The sequence below is a fragment of the Agrobacterium sp. SUL3 genome (assembly GCF_001263295.1).
Taxonomy (GTDB): domain Bacteria; phylum Pseudomonadota; class Alphaproteobacteria; order Rhizobiales; family Rhizobiaceae; genus Agrobacterium; species Agrobacterium tomkonis.
Genome location: NZ_KQ414499.1, coordinates 386,934 through 404,887, shown reverse-complemented (window position 1 = coordinate 404,887; position 17,954 = coordinate 386,934). Strand labels below are relative to the sequence as shown.

14 protein-coding genes and 1 pseudogene are annotated in these 17,954 nt (G+C 58.1%); 8 read left to right on the top strand and 7 right to left on the bottom strand.

Annotation, left to right across the window (positions count from 1 at the left end):
- Window positions 1-107 precede the first annotated feature (107 nt).
- From bglA to AKG12_RS30970, 3 genes are all read left to right on the top strand, one after another.
- Entirely contained in the window at window positions 108-1,772 is a 1,665-nt protein-coding gene (gene bglA, locus AKG12_RS05755; protein ID WP_052818131.1) for a beta-galactosidase BglA, read from the top strand.
- Window positions 1,769-2,227 (top strand): aminoglycoside 6'-N-acetyltransferase, encoded by a 459-nt coding sequence (gene aac(6') / locus AKG12_RS05750; protein ID WP_052818129.1) that lies wholly within the window; start codon window positions 1,769-1,771, stop codon window positions 2,225-2,227. Before bglA ends, aac(6') begins: the two co-directional genes overlap by 4 nt.
- A gap of 306 nt (window positions 2,228-2,533) precedes the next feature.
- A complete protein-coding gene (locus tag AKG12_RS30970; protein WP_285277724.1) occupies window positions 2,534-2,842 on the top strand; it encodes a hypothetical protein in 309 nt (102 codons plus the stop codon).
- Between the two features lie 306 nt (window positions 2,843-3,148).
- Here AKG12_RS30970 and ade read toward each other — a convergent pair.
- Window positions 3,149-4,842, bottom strand: a pseudogene (gene ade, locus AKG12_RS05740) (adenine deaminase).
- Between the two features lie 279 nt (window positions 4,843-5,121).
- On the opposite strand from ade, the gene AKG12_RS05735 reads away from it, so the two are divergent.
- Window positions 5,122-6,066, top strand: coding sequence for an HD-GYP domain-containing protein (locus AKG12_RS05735; protein ID WP_052818127.1), 945 nt, complete (start codon window positions 5,122-5,124; stop codon window positions 6,064-6,066).
- Here the strand turns inward: AKG12_RS05735 and AKG12_RS05730 are convergent.
- Both AKG12_RS05730 and AKG12_RS05725 read right to left on the bottom strand, forming a co-directional pair.
- The gene (locus AKG12_RS05730) at window positions 6,063-6,575 is read right to left on the bottom strand and encodes a GNAT family N-acetyltransferase (RefSeq protein ID WP_046797902.1); all 513 of its coding nucleotides are present in this window, start codon (window positions 6,573-6,575) and stop codon (window positions 6,063-6,065) included. The two genes, AKG12_RS05735 and AKG12_RS05730, sit on opposite strands and share 4 nt — an antisense overlap.
- Entirely contained in the window at window positions 6,572-8,761 is a 2,190-nt protein-coding gene (locus AKG12_RS05725; protein ID WP_046797903.1) for an anthranilate synthase, read from the bottom strand. Before AKG12_RS05725 ends, AKG12_RS05730 begins: the two co-directional genes overlap by 4 nt.
- Window positions 8,762-9,043: 282 nt before the next feature.
- Between AKG12_RS05725 and AKG12_RS05720 the strand changes: the two genes are divergently transcribed.
- Window positions 9,044-9,949: an extensin-like domain-containing protein gene (locus AKG12_RS05720; RefSeq protein ID WP_052818124.1), complete on the top strand. Its 906-nt coding sequence runs from the start codon at window positions 9,044-9,046 to the stop codon at window positions 9,947-9,949.
- 57 nt (window positions 9,950-10,006) lie between these two features.
- On the opposite strand, the gene AKG12_RS05715 is transcribed toward AKG12_RS05720, so the two are convergent.
- Complete coding sequence (locus AKG12_RS05715) at window positions 10,007-12,247, bottom strand: TonB-dependent hemoglobin/transferrin/lactoferrin family receptor (protein ID WP_052818122.1); 2,241 nt, start codon at window positions 12,245-12,247, stop codon at window positions 10,007-10,009.
- A 353-nt stretch (window positions 12,248-12,600) separates the two neighbouring features.
- Here AKG12_RS05715 and AKG12_RS05710 point away from each other — a divergent pair, with 353 nt between their 5' ends.
- Both AKG12_RS05710 and AKG12_RS05705 read left to right on the top strand, forming a co-directional pair.
- Entirely contained in the window at window positions 12,601-13,122 is a 522-nt protein-coding gene (locus AKG12_RS05710) for a TIGR00645 family protein (RefSeq protein ID WP_046797906.1), read from the top strand.
- Between the two features lie 100 nt (window positions 13,123-13,222).
- On the top strand, window positions 13,223-13,939 hold the full coding sequence (locus AKG12_RS05705) for a helix-turn-helix transcriptional regulator (RefSeq protein WP_052818119.1): 717 nt from the start codon (window positions 13,223-13,225) through the stop codon (window positions 13,937-13,939).
- A gap of 27 nt (window positions 13,940-13,966) precedes the next feature.
- On the opposite strand, the gene AKG12_RS05700 is transcribed toward AKG12_RS05705, so the two are convergent.
- From AKG12_RS05700 to AKG12_RS05690, 3 genes are all read right to left on the bottom strand, one after another.
- Entirely contained in the window at window positions 13,967-15,115 is a 1,149-nt protein-coding gene (locus AKG12_RS05700; RefSeq protein ID WP_052818117.1) for a DUF2333 family protein, read from the bottom strand.
- Between the two features lie 240 nt (window positions 15,116-15,355).
- Window positions 15,356-15,808: a pseudoazurin gene (locus AKG12_RS05695; RefSeq protein ID WP_046797909.1), complete on the bottom strand. Its 453-nt coding sequence runs from the start codon at window positions 15,806-15,808 to the stop codon at window positions 15,356-15,358.
- Between the two features lie 209 nt (window positions 15,809-16,017).
- On the bottom strand, window positions 16,018-16,599 hold the full coding sequence (locus tag AKG12_RS05690) for a thymidine kinase (protein ID WP_052818356.1): 582 nt from the start codon (window positions 16,597-16,599) through the stop codon (window positions 16,018-16,020).
- A 386-nt stretch (window positions 16,600-16,985) separates the two neighbouring features.
- On the opposite strand from AKG12_RS05690, the gene AKG12_RS05685 reads away from it, so the two are divergent.
- Window positions 16,986-17,888 carry a choline ABC transporter substrate-binding protein gene (locus AKG12_RS05685; RefSeq protein ID WP_420883546.1) on the top strand — a complete coding sequence of 301 codons (903 nt, stop codon included), beginning with the start codon at window positions 16,986-16,988 and terminating at the stop codon, window positions 17,886-17,888.
- The last annotated feature ends 66 nt before the right edge of the window (window positions 17,889-17,954 follow it).

Genomic DNA, 17,954 nt, shown 5'->3' with positions numbered 1-17,954 from the left:
CGCCGCTGACAAGGGCGGTTCTGGCCGATTGTGCATCTGCGAAGTTCCGGTTTACGCGGGCGCAACGGCTTTATATTCTCGAATGAACCGCCATCAGGAGATCGCCCATGACGCCAACCCATGCCCCGGTCCACAAACCCCAAGCGCAATCGGACTGGTGGAAGGGAGCGGTGATCTATCAGGTCTATCCGCGCTCGTTTCAGGACACGACCAGTGACGGTTACGGCGATCTTGCCGGGGTGACGAAACGGCTGCCCTATATCGCCTCGCTCGGCGTTGATGCCATCTGGCTTTCGCCGTTCTTCACTTCGCCCATGGCCGATATGGGTTACGATGTTTCCGATTATTGCAATGTCGATCCGATGTTCGGCACGCTTGCCGATTTCGATGCGCTGATGGCCGAGGCGCATCGGCTGGGGCTGAAGGTGATCATCGACCAGGTCATTTCACACACGTCAGATCAGCATCCGTGGTTCGTGGACAGCCGTGCCAGCCGCACCAACAGCAAGGCCGACTGGTATGTCTGGGCCAATCCCAAGCCGGATGGCACCGCACCCACCAACTGGCTTTCCGTGTTTGGCGGGCCGGCATGGGAATGGGACGGCGTGCGCAAGCAATATTACATGCACAGCTTCCTCGCCTCGCAGCCGGACCTTAATTTCCATAATCCCGAGGTTCAGGATGCGCTGCTGGAAACCGTGCGTTTCTGGCTGGATCGCGGCGTTGACGGTTTCCGGCTCGATACCGTCAACCATTATTTCCATGACAAGCTGCTGCGAGACAACCCGCCGCTTTTCGATGAGGAGAGCTTTGGTCTCGATGCCTCCGACGTCAATCCCTATGGCATGCAGGACCATCTCTACGACAAGACGCGGCCGGAAAATGTTGCTTTTCTCAAACGCTTCCGTGCGTTGCTCGATGACTATGAGGGCCGCGCCACCGTGGGTGAGGTGGGAGACGGCGCGCGCTCGCTGAAGACGGTTGCGGCCTATACGTCCGGCAATGACAAACTCAACATGTGTTACACTTTCGATCTTCTCGGACCGGATTTCAGCGCAAAACACCTGCGCGGCTCGGTGGAGACCTTCGGCAAGGTGGTGACGGATGGCTGGGTGTGCTGGGCCTTTTCCAACCATGATGTGGTGCGCCATCTCAGCCGCTTTTCCGAAAGCGTGGAGGAGCAGACACGGGTGGCGAAGCTCGCCATCTGCGTTCTCGCCAGCCTGCGCGGTTCCATATGCCTCTATCAGGGCGAGGAACTGGGGCTGACGGAGGCCGAACTTGCCTTTGAGGATTTGCGCGACCCCTATGGCATTCGTTTCTGGCCCGCCTTCAAGGGGCGGGACGGATGCCGCACGCCGATGGTTTGGGAGACCGGCAAGCCGAATGCCGGTTTTTCAAGCGCTGAAAAGCCCTGGCTGCCGGTGCCCTATGCCCATGCCATGCAGGCAGTTGATGCGCAGGAGCGCAAACCGGAGTCGGTACTCAATCATTATCGCGCGGTTCTGTCTTTCCGCAAAGGTCACGGCGCGCTGCGCGATGGCGACATGCACTTCATCAAGACCAATCTCGACGTGCTGGCCTTCACACGCCAGAAGGGCGGCGAAAAATTGCTGTTCGTTTTCAACCTGACCCGTGAGGCGGTGGAATTCCCGATACCGAAGGCCATGCGGGTCACGGATATATTGCCGATGCCCGGTTTCTCGCCGCTGTTCGATGGGGGGATTGTAAAGCTCGATGGGCTGGATGTGTTTTGCGGGGTCGTCGCATGAGCAGGCAATTTGTCATCGAGACTGCGGGCGAAACATCGCTCGATGACTGGTCCCTCCTGCGGCACCGCTTGTGGTCCGACGCCTCACCCGCTGAACACCGGGCGGAATTGCAGGACTTCTCCGACAATGAGGTTGGATTTATTGCCCATGATCCGGCGGGTGCGGCCATCGGTTTTGCCGAAGCCAGCCTGCGGCAGGACTATGTCAACGGATGCGACACCTCGCCCGTGGCGTTTCTCGAAGGTGTTTATGTGGAGGAGGCGTTTCGCAAACTGGGCGTTGCGGCTGCATTGATTGCCGAGGTGACCCGTTGGGCGATCAGCAGGGGCGTGAGCGAGCTTGCTTCCGATGCCGATATTTCCAATGTCGATTCACACCGCATGCATGCGGCGCTGGGGTTTGAGGAAACGCAGCGGGTGGTTTATTTCCGTAAGTCTCTGCCTCTGGGTTCATAACCTCCCGGCACTGTTCAGCCAGCAGACGATGTCAGTCTTCACGGGTGCGTTCTGACGCCCAAATGCGGAGCCATAGTCGTGTCTCGGGTGTTGAATAGTACTATTTAGGTATTTATGAATTTTATAATATATTAAACTTAAATTGGTTCATGGTAAAAGCCTATGTATATTCTTATTAATAAGTACAACGAAGTAATTTTTTCATAATTACTTAGTTGTTAGCGATCCTCGGGCAAGCTTCCATTATTAATGAATTGAAACCCACAGATTTTCGGTTTCCACCCATAAAGTGAAGCAGGGATTGTCATGTCCGTTTCAATCAAGAGTTTTAATCAGTCCAGTACCGCCAATGCCACATCCTCCCGTGCCAAAGCTCAGGCCGCCCCTCCATCCATCAGAGACGTCTTCCTTTCCGGGCAGTCAGCGGCCCGCGCATCCACACCGAATCCAGCCCCGAAAACCGCTTCAGCCGACTATATCGCATCGCTGGCCTTCATGCGGAATCTGAAGGCCAAGCTTTCGTTGGCGGGGGACGATCCGGCGCAATATCTGCGCGCCCGGTCGATGATGGGCGCTCTCGAGCGCGGGGCCCTGCAGGTTTCGACCCCCACCTAGGGCAAAACGATCGACGCCTGGGATCCGAACCAGAAAAACGCCAAGCCGACGACAGCCACTGACATCGCCAAGACCAATTGGGTCGACTTCCTCAACACGCAGCTGAAGCGCAGCGAAGACGGCGCGCTTTCCAGGGATGGAAGCGGCAGCTATGTCGACAAGGCGACGGGAAAACACGCCTATTTTGGCAGGGTCGCGGGCAAATATTATTACGTCACCTGGCCTTCGGAGACGAAAGCATGAGGCCGCTCTCGCGGCCTCAACGCAGATTGAGCGTATCCGCTGCCTCTGGTCGCTAAACCACCATTAAATCAGCGTAAACCGGTCCACGTCCACCATGCCCATATCCGAAATCTTCAGATGCGGAATGACGGGCAGCGGCAGGAAGGCCACCTGCAGGAAAGGCTCCTCCAGCGTCGTGCCGAGCGCATAGGCCGCCTTTCGCAGCGTATGCAGCGTGTCGCGCACCGTCCATAGGGTTCGAGGCTCATCAGCCCTGCGACGGGCAAAGCGATCTCGCCGGTTACACTGCCGTCTTCCACCACCACGAAACCACCCTTGATTTCGCCGAGCCGGTTGGCGGCGAGCGCCATGTCGTCCTCGTTGACGCCGACGACGCAGATATTGTGGCTGTCATGGCCGACAGTGGAGGCGATGGCGCCTTTCTTCAGGCCGAAGCCCTGAACGAAACCATTGGCATGGTTGCCGTTCTTGCCGTGGCGTTCGATGACGGCGACCTTGATGATGTCGTTCGCAAGATCGACGGTGGTCTGGTTGCCATCCGTTGGCAGCTTGTAGCGGCGGTACTCGGTAATGATCTTGCCGGGAAGCACGCCCATGACGGGTGTTTCGCCTTCGGTGACAGGCACGCCAAAATGGGAAGCGAGCACCGGTCTTGCCTTGACGCTGTCGAGGCCGACGGGGGCGACCGGTTTGCGTGTGGCAAAAAGGGCGTCATCGACGATCCGTCCGCCTGATAACACCATGCTGGCCTTGCAGTTCTGCAGGCTGTCGAGGACCACAAGATCGGCGCGCCAGCCGGGTGCGACGAGGCCGCGATCACGCAGGCCGAAGGCTTTTGCGGCGGAAATCGAGGCGGCGCGGTAGATGGCGAGCGGTTCCACGCCGCTGGCGATGGCGGTGCGGATCATATAATCGAGATGGCCCTGTTCGGCGATATCGAGCGGGTTGCGATCATCCGTGCAGAGCGCCAGATAGGGCGACAGGCGCTCGGTGATAATAGGCATCAGGGCGTGCAGGTCTTTTGAGACCGAGCCTTCACGCACCAGAATATGCATGCCCTTGCGGATTTTCTCCATTGCTTCCGGGGCGCTGGTGCATTCATGTTCCGTGCGGATGCCGGCGGCGAGATAACCGTTGAGCGCCGTTCCGGAGAGAAGCGGTGCGTGTCCGTCGATATGCTCGCCCTGAAAGGCCGCAAGCTTTGCCATGCACACCGGGTCCTTGTGGATGACGCCCGGAAAATTCATGAATTCGGCAAGACCGATGACCTTCGGATGATCGCGGAACGGCAGCAGCTTTTCGATGGGCAAATCGGCGCCGGCGGTTTCCAGATGGGTGGCGGGCACGCAGGAGGAAAGCTGCACGCGGATGTCCATGATTGTTTCCATGGCGCTGTCGAGGAAGAACTGAAGCCCCTCCACACCGAGAACATTGGCGATCTCATGCGGGTCGCAGATGACGGTGGTAACGCCATAGGGCAAAACGCAGCGGTCGAATTCGTGTGGTGTCACCAGCGACGATTCAATGTGGAGATGTGTATCGATGAAACCCGGAACGACGATCTTTCCGGAAATGTCGATTTCCCTGATGCCTTTATAGTTCTCGCAGGTTCCGACGATCGTGTCGCCACATATGGCGATGTCCGAGGCGACGAGTTCTCCGGTGACGAGGTCGAAGAAACGTCCGCCCTTGAGAACCATGTCCGCCGGTTCACGGCCCGTACCCTGATCGATGCGCGTTTCAAGTCTGGAATTCATGCGGGTTTCTTCGGCTCCTGGTTTACGTCGTATGCGAGAATTTTCACTATTTACATTCCAAGGTTGATTATTGGTCTATTCGAATTTATGCTTTGAGTTTTAAATATATCCGGAGTAAAATATTTTCATATTTGTGTTATCTAATCTTTCGAGGTCCAAGTTTAGGTAAAATCGGGAAGGCTTAACTTCACCTTTATATTTTAGGCGGTTGCGTGCCGACATTTTTTACGAATTACGGTTTCAGGTTATCATTCCCGGGAAGGAAAATAAAAGCATCTGATGCTCAAACGAATTTCCAGCCAGCAACTGACGATTGGCATGTTTATCGAAGCGGTCGAAGGAACGCTTTCGAACCAGGGATTTTTAAAGCGGCACCGCTTTCTTTTGCGGCACGAGGAATTAATGCGTCAATTGAAATTAAGCGGCGCCGAAAGCATTATCATCAATACGGCCAAGGGACATGATACCGAAGGCAGCGCGCGCTCCGCGGCCGTTTCGCCGCAATCGGACAATTGCCCGGGAACCGTCGCCGCCGTTACTCATGCCGTGCGCTCGGCCGCCGATGCGATTGCCGAGACCTTCGCCTCCGCCGAAGCTGGCGGCTGTGTTTCGTTGAAGGGCATGGCTGCCGCGGCGAGCAAGATTTCGGATGCGGTGCAGTCGAACCCGGCGATTTTCATCGGGGTCACCCGCCTGAAATCGAAAGACGAAACGACCTTCGTTCATTCGGTCTCCGTCAGCGGTCTGATGATTCTTTTCGGCAATTATCTCGGGTTGGACAGGGGAGCGGTCGATCTGCTCGGCATCAGCGGCTTGCTGCACGACATCGGCAAGGTGGAAATCCCCTCTTCTATCCTAAACAAGGCGGAGGGGCTGAGCGCCAATGAGCGGGAGATCATCAATCTTCACCCCGTATTCGGCCGGGATATATTGTCGCGCAACGCACAGATGCCTGGCATGGTGCTTGATGTCTGCTTCAACCATCATGAGCGGATGGACGGCGGCGGTTATCCGAGTGGCCGTGCGGGCAGCGAGATCAGCCTTTACGCGCGTATCGCGGCGATCTGCGACGTCTATGATGCCGTCACTTCGGTCAGGCCCTACAAGAAGCCGTGGACTGCGAATGACGCGCTGACCTGGATGCTGCGGCGGGAAGGGCATTTCGACATGCAGCTTCTGAAGAAATTCGCGCTGTGTATTTCCGCCTCGCTGCCGAGGGGTTAGGTGCCGAAAATGATCGCCATGTTCAGGCTGTCGATGTAACGCCCGTCGATCAGAACGGCGTCACGGCCCCGGCCTTCATGCACAAAACCGATCTTTTCATAAAGCGCAATTGCTCTGGCATTGTCCGCATGTACGCTTAGCTCGACACGATGCAGCCCGCATTGACGGGCGGCATCGAGTGTCTGCCGCATCAGCCGTCCACCCAGCCCCTTGTCGCGATAGGCGGGCAGGATGCCCATGCCGAGCGTGCCGCAATGGGCGCGGGTTGCTCTGCTCTGGCGGCGAATATCGCACCAGCCGGCCACTTCGCCATCCGCAATCGCCACGAATTGCGGATGGTCGTTTTCAATCATGTCGAGAACGAAGGCGCGGACAGAATCGAGCGGCGGCGCCTCCAGGAAGCTCAGATATTTCCGCTCACGCGAAACCGTATCGAGAGCACGGTGAAAGCTTTCAACGTGCTCCGCCCGGATGGGTTCTATGGCAATGGCGCCGGCTGCGGCCATCATGCCGCCTTCGTCTTCGCCTTGCGGGTCAGATGCACCACGACGTTCTCGATCATGCGCATGCCGGCGTCCTGGCCGAGCGTCATGATCGATTCCGGGTGGAACTGAACGGCGGCTACCGGCTCCTTGGCGTGTTCGATGCCCATGATCGTGCCGTCCTCGCTTTCCGCGGTGATGATGAAATCACGCGGCAGGGTGGCAGGGTCGGCGAAGATCGAGTGGTAACGACCGACGGTCACTTCCTTGCCGAGGCCGGAGAAGACGAGACCGGGTTCCAGCACGCGGATGCGCGAAGGCTTGCCGTGCATCGGCACCGCAAGCTGGCGCAACTCACCGCCATAGGCTTCCGCCAGAGCCTGAAGGCCGAGGCAGACACCGAAAATCGGCAGATCACGGGCGCGGGCGGCCTTGATCGTCGCCTTGCAGTCGAAATCCGTCGGGCTGCCGGGGCCGGGAGACAGCACAACGAGATCGGGCTGGAAGCGGTCAAACACGTCTGCGGCGACCGGCGATCTGACGGTGGAGACCGTGGCACCCGTCTGGCGGAAATAATTCGCCAGCGTGTGCACGAAACTGTCTTCGTGGTCGACGAGCAATATCTTGACGCCGGTGCCTACCTTGGCGGCATCGCGCTTGGTGGCCGCCGAGTTGGTGGCTTTTGCGTCACGAATGGCTGCGATCATGGCGGACGCCTTCAGTTCGGTTTCTGCTTCTTCTTCCTGCGGGTTGGAATCGTTGAGCAGTGTCGCACCCGCACGCACCTCGGCGATGCCGTCCTTGATGCGGATGGTGCGCAGCGTGAGCCCCGTATTCATGTCGCCGTTGAAGCCGACCATGCCGATTGCGCCGCCGTACCAGGCGCGCGGGCTCTTTTCATGACCTTCGATGAAACGCATGGCCCACAGTTTAGGTGCACCGGTGACGGTGACGGCCCAGGCGTGGCTGAGGAAACCATCAAAGGCGTCCATATCGTCGCGCAGGCGGCCCTCGATGTGATCGACGGTGTGGATGAGACGCGAATACATCTCGATCTGGCGACGGCCGATGACCTTCACCGAACCCGGTTCGCAGACGCGGCTCTTGTCGTTGCGGTCCACATCCGAACACATGGTGAGTTCGGATTCGTCCTTCTTCGAGTTGAGCAGTTTCAGGATCTGCTCGCTATCGGCAATCGGATCGTCGCCGCGCTTGATGGTGCCTGAAATCGGGCAGGTCTCGATGCGGCGGCCGGAAACGCGCACGAACATTTCCGGCGAAGCGCCGACCAGATATTCCTGATGGCCGAGATTGATGAAGAAGGAATAGGGCGAGGGGTTGATCGCCTTCAGACGACGGGAAATCGCCGATGGATTGCTTTCGCAACGCTCCATGAACTTCTGGCCGGGAACCACCTCGAACAGATCGCCGCGGCGGAAGCTTTCCTTGGCCTTCACGACAAGTTCGGAATATTCGCCGGGACGGTGATCGCCCTTGGGCGGGATCGTATCGGTGGTCTTGAAGGGATCGGGCGTGATGTCGGAGGACTTGCCGTCCGTCGTTACGCCGTCCTTTTCGAAATCGTAACGGTCGATCCAGGCCTTGGCGGAATAGTGGTCAACGACGAGGATTTCATCCGGCAGGTAGAGCACCATATCGCGCTGATCTTCCGGGCGCGAAAGCGACAGCTTGATCGCGTCGAACTGGAAGGCGAGATCGTAGCCGAAGGCGCCGAACAGGCCGATGGCCGAATCCGCGTTCGAATAAAAAAGGTCAACGATGGCGCGCAGCGCGGTAAAGACCGTCGGGATTTTCGAGCGTTCTTCCTCGGTGAAGACGCGGTCCGGTTCGTTGACGGTAAGATCGAGACGGCGGGCGGAGGATGCGCCGAGCGTGAGATCGGGCGTCGCCTTCAGCTTTTCGGTAATAAAGCCGAGCAGCACTTCGCCACGGCCATTATAGGCCTCGATCCACATCTTGCGGCCAAAACAGGAAATGCCGAGCGGTGGGTCGATGATGGCCGTATCCCATCGGGTGTAGCGGCCGGGATATTCATAGTTGGACGAAAAAACCGCGCCGCGGTGAGAATCGAGCTTTTCGATGTAATTATCGATGGCGCTCGCATAATCGGCGGGTCGACGCTTCCGGCTGACTTTTATGTCGCCTTTCGTCTCGTAGGTTTCCGCTCCGTCATCCTGAATGATCGTTACCATTTCTTTCGTACTTCCTGTTGTTCAGGCCCGATGACAGGCGGCAAAATAACAAAAAAGCCGCCTGAAAATTCGGGCGGCTTGGACTTTGTCTGAAGACATGACTGGTCAAGGCCGCGTAAAGCTGCTCCACCACCAGTTAGCAATGTTCATAGACACGATATTCATGGGAAAATTGTTAGCGTGCACGATCCGCCTTGGCAAGCGGATTTCGGTGAGGGAATGAACCTTACCTGCCGCTGCTGCGTTGCTCTCCTGCCGAAACGGTCAGGAGTACCCCGTATAATGCTTCATCGCCTGTGTCTTCTGGTAGCCAGCCTTGCATTGATTTCCGCCTCGGAACCGCCCCCCCAGGTGCCTGTGCCACAGCCCAAGCCGGGTGAGGGGCAATCCTCCACCCCTTCGGAAAAGCCATTGGACGGGAAGGCGCAAGACCCGGTGGAAGCGCCGAAACCGGTTCCGAAGCCGCAGGCTCCGGAAGAACAGAAACCGGATGGTGAAAAGACACCCGCTGATAAGGGTGCCGATGACGCGAAGGGGAAAAGCGAGGGCAAGGATGGCGGGGAACAACAGAAACCAGCTGACGAAGCGGCAAAACCGGAGAAACCACCGGAGCCGGTAAAGCCGGAAGACCCGGCAGCACTTGAGGCCTGCCTTGGTGCGCTGAAGGAAATCGGCGCGGAATTCAAAAAACTTGAGCCGATCCGTGACGAAGAGCAGGGCTGCGGCGTTGAAGCGCCAATTGAGCTTTCCACGGTTCTGCCTGATATAAAGCTTGAACCTTCAGGCACCATGCGCTGCGAAACCGCGCTTGCCCTTTCCCGCTGGACCAAGGAGATGGTGTTGCCGGCGGCGGCCCTTGCCCTGCCGGAGAAGAAGGTGACGGCCATCGCCAATGCCTCGACCTATATCTGCCGCAACCGCAACAGTGCGGAAAACGGCAAGATTTCCGAACATGCCAAGGGCAATGCGGTGGATATTTCCACGATTTCCTTCGACAAGGGCGAGCCGCTGGTGATGAAGCCGCGCGGCGAGGACGGAACGCCGGAAGGCGCCTTCCAGCGCACGATTACGGCCGCTGCCTGCCTGTTCTTCCGCACCGTTCTTTCCCCCGGCAGCGATGCCACCCATCAGGATCACCTGCATCTCGACGTCTTGGAACGCAAGGGCGGCTACCTCTATTGCCGCTGACAAAAAAGGGGCGACCCGAAGGCCGCCCCGACTGGAGATGATGGTTCTGGCCCGGGTTTAGAATTTCTGGGTCAGAGAGATTTTGAAGCTGCGTCCGGCTTCCGTATAGAAGTCGACCGGCTGGTTGACGCTGCTGACGGTGTTGGGATTGACGTCGCGAACGCCGACCGCATTCCAGTATTGCCTGTCGAACAGGTTGTAGATGCCGGCCTGAATGCGCAGGCCCTTCGTCTGTTCCGGCTCCCACCAGCCGGTCAGGTTGAAGATGCCGTAACCGGGTGCGTCAAAGGTGGTCGCGACCTTGTCGTCACGCATGCCGGACGAGAAGATGCCGGTGAATTCCGTGCCCCATGTTTCCTGCGCGTAGCCGATGCCGAGCACGGACTTGAACGGTGCCACCGTGCGGATGAACTCGTTGGTGTCTGTGTCCTTGCCATAGGCGTAAGCGAGCGAGGCATGGGCGAAGAAGCCGTTTGCGAGATCCTTGCGGACCTTGGCTTCCACACCGGAAATTTCGACATTGTTGCGGTTGCGATAGGTGAAGAGCGATCCGTTGCCCCTGCCGCCAAAGCCGGGGAACAGGGTCGTCGAGGTCGTGTACTGCTCGATGAAGTTCTTGTACTTGTTGTGGAACAGCGTCAGGCTTCCCGTGAGGTCACCGGAGGCATAGTTCGCGCCGATTTCAAAACCATTGCTGGTCTCGGGGTTGAGGGCGGAATTGCCGACCACTGCGTAACCGGAGCTGACGTTGGAGAAGTTCAGGTACAATTCATTGATCGTCGGTGCACGATAGGCCATGGACCATTGTGCGAAGAGCTGAAGTTCCGGTGTCACGTCATAGGTGGCAAGCAGTTTTGGCGAGAAGCGCGAGCCGCTGTTGCCGCTCGGCAGGCCGAAGGTGTTGTAGCCGCTGTTGCTGGATACCGAACCATCCGGATCGTAGTCATAGGAATCGAAGCGCAATCCGGGGGTAAGGCGGAAGCCGTTGCCAAATGCGATTTCGTCATCGAGATAGAGGCCGAGGCTCTTGCCGCTCACGTCAGGCATGTCTGATTGCGACGAAGAGGTTGAACCAGCCGTGTTGGCGAAAAGCTCCTGGCTGAAATCGGTCGTCATGGCGTTACCGCCGAAACGGACCGTGTGCTGCACGCCGCCGAGTTCGAAACCGGATTCAAGGCCGCCAACGATGCCAAATGCGCTGTTGCGCATGCTGTCTTCGCGAATATAGAGCGAATTGTTGGTCAGTCGGTCTCCGGCGCCGGACTCCTTGGAAAGACGCGTCCAGTAAAGCGAAAGATTGGCGGCGTCGATGAAGCCGTCGGTCGAGGGCGCTTCGTATTCGTAATCGAGGGATACGCGATCACGCTCGGTATCCTCGTAGCCCCTATAGTCGCCGATGCGGTAGGTCGATCCCGAAACGCTGACGCCCTGCAGGGTCTTCATGTCGCTGCGGTTTCTCAGCGAATAGCGCTCGGCTGTCAGGCCGATGCGATGGCCGCCCTCAAGATCCTGACGGATCTTGAACATCAGGTTGCTTTCATAGGTGTCGGCGGGATTGGGCTTGGTGCGGCGCGTGCCGTAGATATCGGCCGCGCCCTTGTTGTCCGTCTCGTTGCCGCGCTTGTAGGAACCCTGGAACAGGACCGAGGTGTTCTCGATCTTCTTGGCGACGGCGAGCGATCCGCCGACGCTTCTGTCTTCGCTGTCATAGGTGGTCTTGGCGACACCGCCCCAATCCCTGCCTTCGCCGATCAGGTCTTCCGGCTCGAGGGTGCGCAGCACCAGCGCGCCGCCGAGAGCACCGGATCCGATACGGCTGGAATCTGCGCCGCGCACCACGTCAACCGTCGAGAGCGAGGAAAAATCGAAGCTCGAATTCGTATTGCTCAATGTGGTGGTGGCCTGACCCTGCCGGGCGAAGTTTTCGAAGAAGGGAACGGGAATATTGTCAATCAGCGTTACGACACGTGCGCCGCCGAGGCCCCGAATGAACAAGCCGCCGGGCCGGCCGGGCTTGGAATCCACATAATCGACGCCCGGTTCCGTGCTGTTGCCGAGGTCCTTGATGCTGCCGATGTCCTTCTTGCGGATGTCTTCCGCCGTGGTCTGGCTCGCCAGTGGCGTATCGGCGGCGGCATTGGCGCTTTTGACGCGCTTGCCCTTGACGACGATCCTTTCAAGCGTGGTAGCGCCGTCCGCCTGCGACGCGGCATCCTGTGCCCGTGCGGGGCCGGCAAGCGGCAGAAGAGACATGGCAGTGCACAGAAGCAGCGCGGAATGGGTGCGCGAGATGGACATTAAGTACCCCCGGTAGGCGCGCGGATAGACACGGCGCGCGAAAACGCGCCGCACTTTTGCGCGGCTTAAAATGTTCTGAATTGTTACGGGCGAGCCGATAAGCGAGGACTAGAAAACATGATGATAACTGTCAACATATTATATATGACTTTTCGCATCATGTTTTAAAGCATAACGGTATGTTGCAGAAATGTTACGGGCCGCCGTGGCGTCTTCCAGGTGCTGAATGCGGCAAAAACGCCACGGTGCCGCCAAAGTCCCGACATTGCCGCTTGCTAGGATATTCGCAGCCAGTTTACATGGCGAAAGAAAGCATGCTCCAACAATAAACAGATTATTAATCGGATACGGAAATGAAGTCTCTTGAACTGCTCGTCGAGCGGATCATCCTCTCCAGCCGCTGGCTGCTCGTCGTTTTTTATCTCGGGCTTGTCGCGGCGCTGGCGGTTTACGCGTTTTCCTTCGCGCTCAAGTTCCTGAAGGTTGCAAAAAACGTCTTTATTTACGACGAGTCGGATATGATCCTCGCCATGCTTGGGTTGATCGATGCGGCGCTGGTCGCCAGCCTGATCGTCATGGTAATGATTTCCGGTTACGAGAATTTCGTCAGCCGCTTCGACAATGCGGATGACGAGGTTTCTTTTCTGGGCAAGCTCGACGCCGGCAGTCTGAAGATCAAGGTCGCATCGTCGATCGTGGCGATTTCGTCGATCCATCTGCTGCAGATATTCCTCAACGCCAACCAGTATTCGGACAGCAAGCTGATGTGGTTCACCATCATCCATCTGGCTTTTGTCGTCTCGGCGGTTATGCTCGGTTTTCTGGAAAAACTGATGGCCAAGCCAAAGGACAAGTCCGAAAACCCCGCGCTTTAATCCAGGTGGTCCGCCCGTCATGAAGGTCGCAACCGTCTTCGCCTCTGCTGTCTGTTCCTCACATTGGGACATTTTGCGCCCATCGGGTGGTGGTGGCTGAATGTCGAAGACGGAGCGCCAGGCCAGACTTTGCCGTGACCTGTCCGCCGCCGCCGACAGGCAGCAATGGTTGATGGCGCTGCAAGAGGTAATGCACGCATTCGGCTATGCGCATGTGACGCTGATGAAATTACCCGGTGGCAGCAATGCCTATGCCTTGCCAACAGTTGTGGAAAGCACCCTGCCGGTCTGGGTTGTGAATGCGATGACCGCGAATGGCGCGCTTGGCGAGTGTCCGGTTATCAAGCGCGGCGCCTCATCGATGATGCCGCAATACTGGTCGCTGGAAGACGCGGATATTGCCTGCGGAACGCTGGCGGAAGCGGGGGCCTCGCTCGGCAGCATCGGCATCACCTCCGGGCTCATGGTGCCGGTGAGCGGCATGAGCGGAAACCGGCATCTGATGAATTTTGCGGGTGATCGTGATACCCTGTCACAGGCATCGCTGAATGAGCTGGGCATGATCGTGCTGCATGCTCTGGAGGTCTATGATCGTCTTTGCCGCATCGGCTCCAAAGGCCCGTCGCCCCTCACGAAACGGGAGCTTGACGTGGTGCGCTGGACCGCGCAGGGCAAGACCTCCGTGGAGATCGCCGAGCTTCTCTCCATCTCGGAGCACACCGTCAATACCTATATGAACAATGCCATGCGCAAGCTCGACTGCGTCAACCGTACGCAACTGGTGGCAAAAACCATACGTCAGCGCCTGATAGATTGAGCCGGCCGCGAAGAGCCGGCTCCCTTGTCAGCGGTCGAGAACGGAACGGAGCTCGACGAGGTTGGAGCGCACCCGCAGCACGTAAAAACCCATCGTGGCGAGATGCGAGGGCATGATCCAGCCGCTTTCCTCACCGTTGGAAATGATCGCCGGCTGGATGCGAAGCGCCGCACGGGTCTGCGCCAGCGTGTCGTTCCACAGGTTGGTCAGGTTGCGCTCGCGGATGACCTGCGCGAAGTCCGATCCGGCGGCGGAAAGCACGCCGTAATATCCGTAGAGCTGGCCATAAGCGAACCAGAAACGGTCGTCGGCGCGGGTGTCGAACCAGCCGCCATTATAATTCTCCGAACGCTCGCGCAGAATTGCAGAGGTGGAGCCGATATCGCCGGCGATGCGGTCGATGAACTGGATGAGGTTGTCGGCACGGGTATCGAAGACGGCCTTGCAGGCGGTCAGTTCGCCATTAAAGGCCTGGAAGCTGCGGATCGCGGCGCGGTAATAGCTGGGCGTCGGCGTCTTCGGGCCGAAGGGATCGAGGCCGAAATACCAGGAATATTCGCTGAACTGCATGTTGCCACGCGCTTCCTGGAGATTATTGTTGATACCAGAGGTTCCGCGCACGCGGCCGAGCGTATCCACCAGTTCCACCGAGGTGCGGCGCACGGCCTGGTTCACGCCACGCTGGAATGAGGCCTTGTTGTCCAGAAACGGCGTGCTGTCCCAGTCCATGCCGAAAAGGCCGAGACGGTAAAGCAGCATGGAGGAAATCCATGCGTTCTGGTTGACGTTGAAATCGGTGAGATCGGCGGCGGCATCGACGATGGCGGATCGCTGGCACACCGGTGCGGACGTGTTGGCGGCAGCGCCGGCGGCCGCAGCCGGGGTGGCGGTCGGCAATTCCTGTCCGGGCGGAACGGTGCGTTCGGCTAGCTTGTAGCGGGAAATGTAATCCGGGTCGAAATTGCTCCAGACCTGCGTCTGCCAGACGAAATATCCATAAAAGCCGGCAAGCAGGATGAGAACCAGAGCGATCGGCCCCTTGATGATCCAGTTGCGATCGCGATACCAGCCATGGGCGGCCATGAAGGGCCACAAAAGCCAGGCGACGACCATGCCGGCGGCCTTGCCGATGGCGCTGAAGGCTGCCTGAATCAATGCGGTGATCCGGTCGATCATGTCGTCATAGTCTCCTCTGCCCGTGGGGCTGGACGCCGGAAGAAAATCCGCGGCTCAACCGGGCGCCCTTCGGCGCTTCGGAAAAACCACGGTCATTTACTGTCTTCCAGATATGTCCCGGTCAACCGGGATACAACATGATTGCGAAACTTTTCTCAACCTGCGGTCCGCGTCGGCTGTTCCGGCATGCTCAGACTGCTTCACCGGATACTACCGTCGCGGAGCCGCGGGGATATGCTGTTACAGGCCGAGCTTGGCAATCTCGGCGTTCAGCCGGTCGCGGGCTTTTTTAGGCAGCTTGCCATTCTTGACGGCATCCAGATTGGCCGGCGGCGCATCGCCGACGACGACTAGCGCTATCATTCCCATGCCGAGATGCGGCGTGCATTTGATGACATAAGCGCCTTCTTTGTCGACAGTGACCTTCACCGTCTCGTTCATCTTGCCCTTGAAGTCGGCGACACCTTCGGGGATCATTTCCTTGACGGCTGCCGCATCATGGCCCTTGTCGACCGGGACGAAGGTGATGACGTCACCGACGGCGGCCTTGACGGTTGCCGGTTCGAAGACCATCGCCTGACCGTCGCTGCCCTTGTTGAGCATCTTTACTTCGATTTCAGCCGACAGGGCGGGAAAGGCGAAAAGGCCTGCGATGATGGCGAGGCTGGCGAATTTGGCAGTTTTGTTCTGCATAATTTTGCTCCTGAGAGAAAGCACATCCACGCGAATGTGTCTCGGTGGTCTTAGCGCAGGAGCAGGGCAGCCATCTTTGCGAAAAATCAAATGCGGCAACCGGACGCAGATTTAGAGCGCTTTCACTTTTCTTCGGATGGCGAAAAACTCTAACTCTTTGTTTAGTCGCGTTTCAGGACGGAAATGGGGGCACTTTTCCTGGAAATGCTCTAGCCGCCCTTCACCGTTTCCACCCAGTGGCGGCGGCAGAAGGACACATATTTTTCGTTGCCGCCGACATCGATCTGCGCGCCTTCCTTGACGACATTGCCCGCATTGTCGAAACGGGCAACCATCGTCGCCTTGCGGCCGCAATGGCAGATTGTGCGGATTTCGCGAAGCTCGTCGGCAATGGCGAGCAGTTCCTTCGAGGCCGGAAAAAGCTTGCCCTGAAAATCGGTGCGCAGCCCATAGGTCATGACCGGGATGTTCAGCCGGTCGGCAATGGCGGCCAGCTGCCAGACATGGTGTTCCGAAAGGAAGTTGGCTTCGTCGATGAATACGCAGGCGACCGGCGCTTCGGCATTGAGGGCCGACACTTCGGCGAAGATATCCGTGCTTTCGTCGAAGGTCCGGGCGTCGGAAGAAAGGCCGATGCGCGATGCCACCCGGCCGGCACCCGCCCGATCGTCAAAGGCGGCCGTGAAGATCAGCGTGCGCATGCCGCGTTCCTGATAATTATAGGACGCCTGCAGCAGCATGGTCGATTTGCCGGCATTCATTGCCGCATAATTGAAATAGAGTTTTGCCATTATCCACTCCCGGAGCGCCTTTGCGTCCTTCGGACGCGCCGCAACAATGCTCCAACCTCTTGAATCGGCGCATCGCGCCTGCGCAAAACCGATTCTCATTCCTGAACCGATGTTGCAATCTGCGTCTTTTGACGGCGAAGAAGCGGGTTGAAAAGTGCGGCGATGGAAAAAACACAGATTTCCACGGCCTGCCATTCTCGCCTTTACACCGTTAAAGACCGACATTTTCACGGTTTTGTCGCAAACGGTGGGCCAAAGCACGCAAATGCACGCGAGTTGATTGTGGCTGGCAGATATTGATAATGGCAAGGGAACGAAAAAACAGGGAGCAAGCGATGTTTGCAAATAAAAGTCGCTGTCTGGCCTTGGCCGCAGCAATCTCCTCCATGACGTTCAGCGCGGCCGGTGCCGCCGAGCCGGCAAGTTGCGGTACGGTGCGTTTTTCAGATGTTGGCTGGACCGACATCACGGCCACAACGGCGACCGCCACCGTACTTCTGAAAAGCCTGGGTTATGAAACCGACGTCAAGCTTCTCTCCGTACCCGTTACCTATACATCCTTGAAAAACAAGGACATCGACGTCTTCCTCGGCAACTGGATGCCGACCATGGAAGGCGATATCGCGCCTTACCGCGAGGACAAATCTGTTGAGACGGTGCGTGAAAACCTGACGGGCGCGAAATACACGCTGGCGACCAACGCCAAGGGCGCGGAACTCGGCATCAAGGACTTCAAGGATATCGCCGCCCATAGCGCCGATCTTGGCGGCAAGATTTACGGCATCGAGCCGGGCAATGACGGCAATCGCCTGATCCTCGACATGGTGGCCAAGGACAGTTTCGGTCTGAAATCATTCGAGGTGGTGGAGTCTTCCGAACAGGGCATGCTGTCGCAGGTTGCCCGTGCGGAAAAATCCGGCGAGCCGATTGTCTTCCTCGGCTGGGAGCCGCATCCGATGAATGCGAATTTCAAGCTGACCTATCTGACCGGCGGCGACGAGGTCTTCGGCCCCAATCTCGGCGGCGCGACGATCCATACCAATGTCCGCAAGGGTTATGTCGAGGAATGCCCGAATGTCGGCACTCTTTTGAAGAACCTGCAATTTTCCCTGCCCATGGAAAACGAGATCATGGGCAAGATCCTGAATGACGGCCTTGAGGGCGAAGCGGCAGCGACCGCCTGGCTGAAGGCCAATCCGGCAGCGATCGAGCCATGGCTCGCCAACGTCAAGACCAAGGACGGTAGTGCCGACGCCTTGCCCGCCGCCAAGAAGGCACTGGGCCTTTAACGCAAGACTATGCATGACTGCGTCCGGCCTGTGCGACAGGCCGGATTGCAGCGGGAAATAACGATG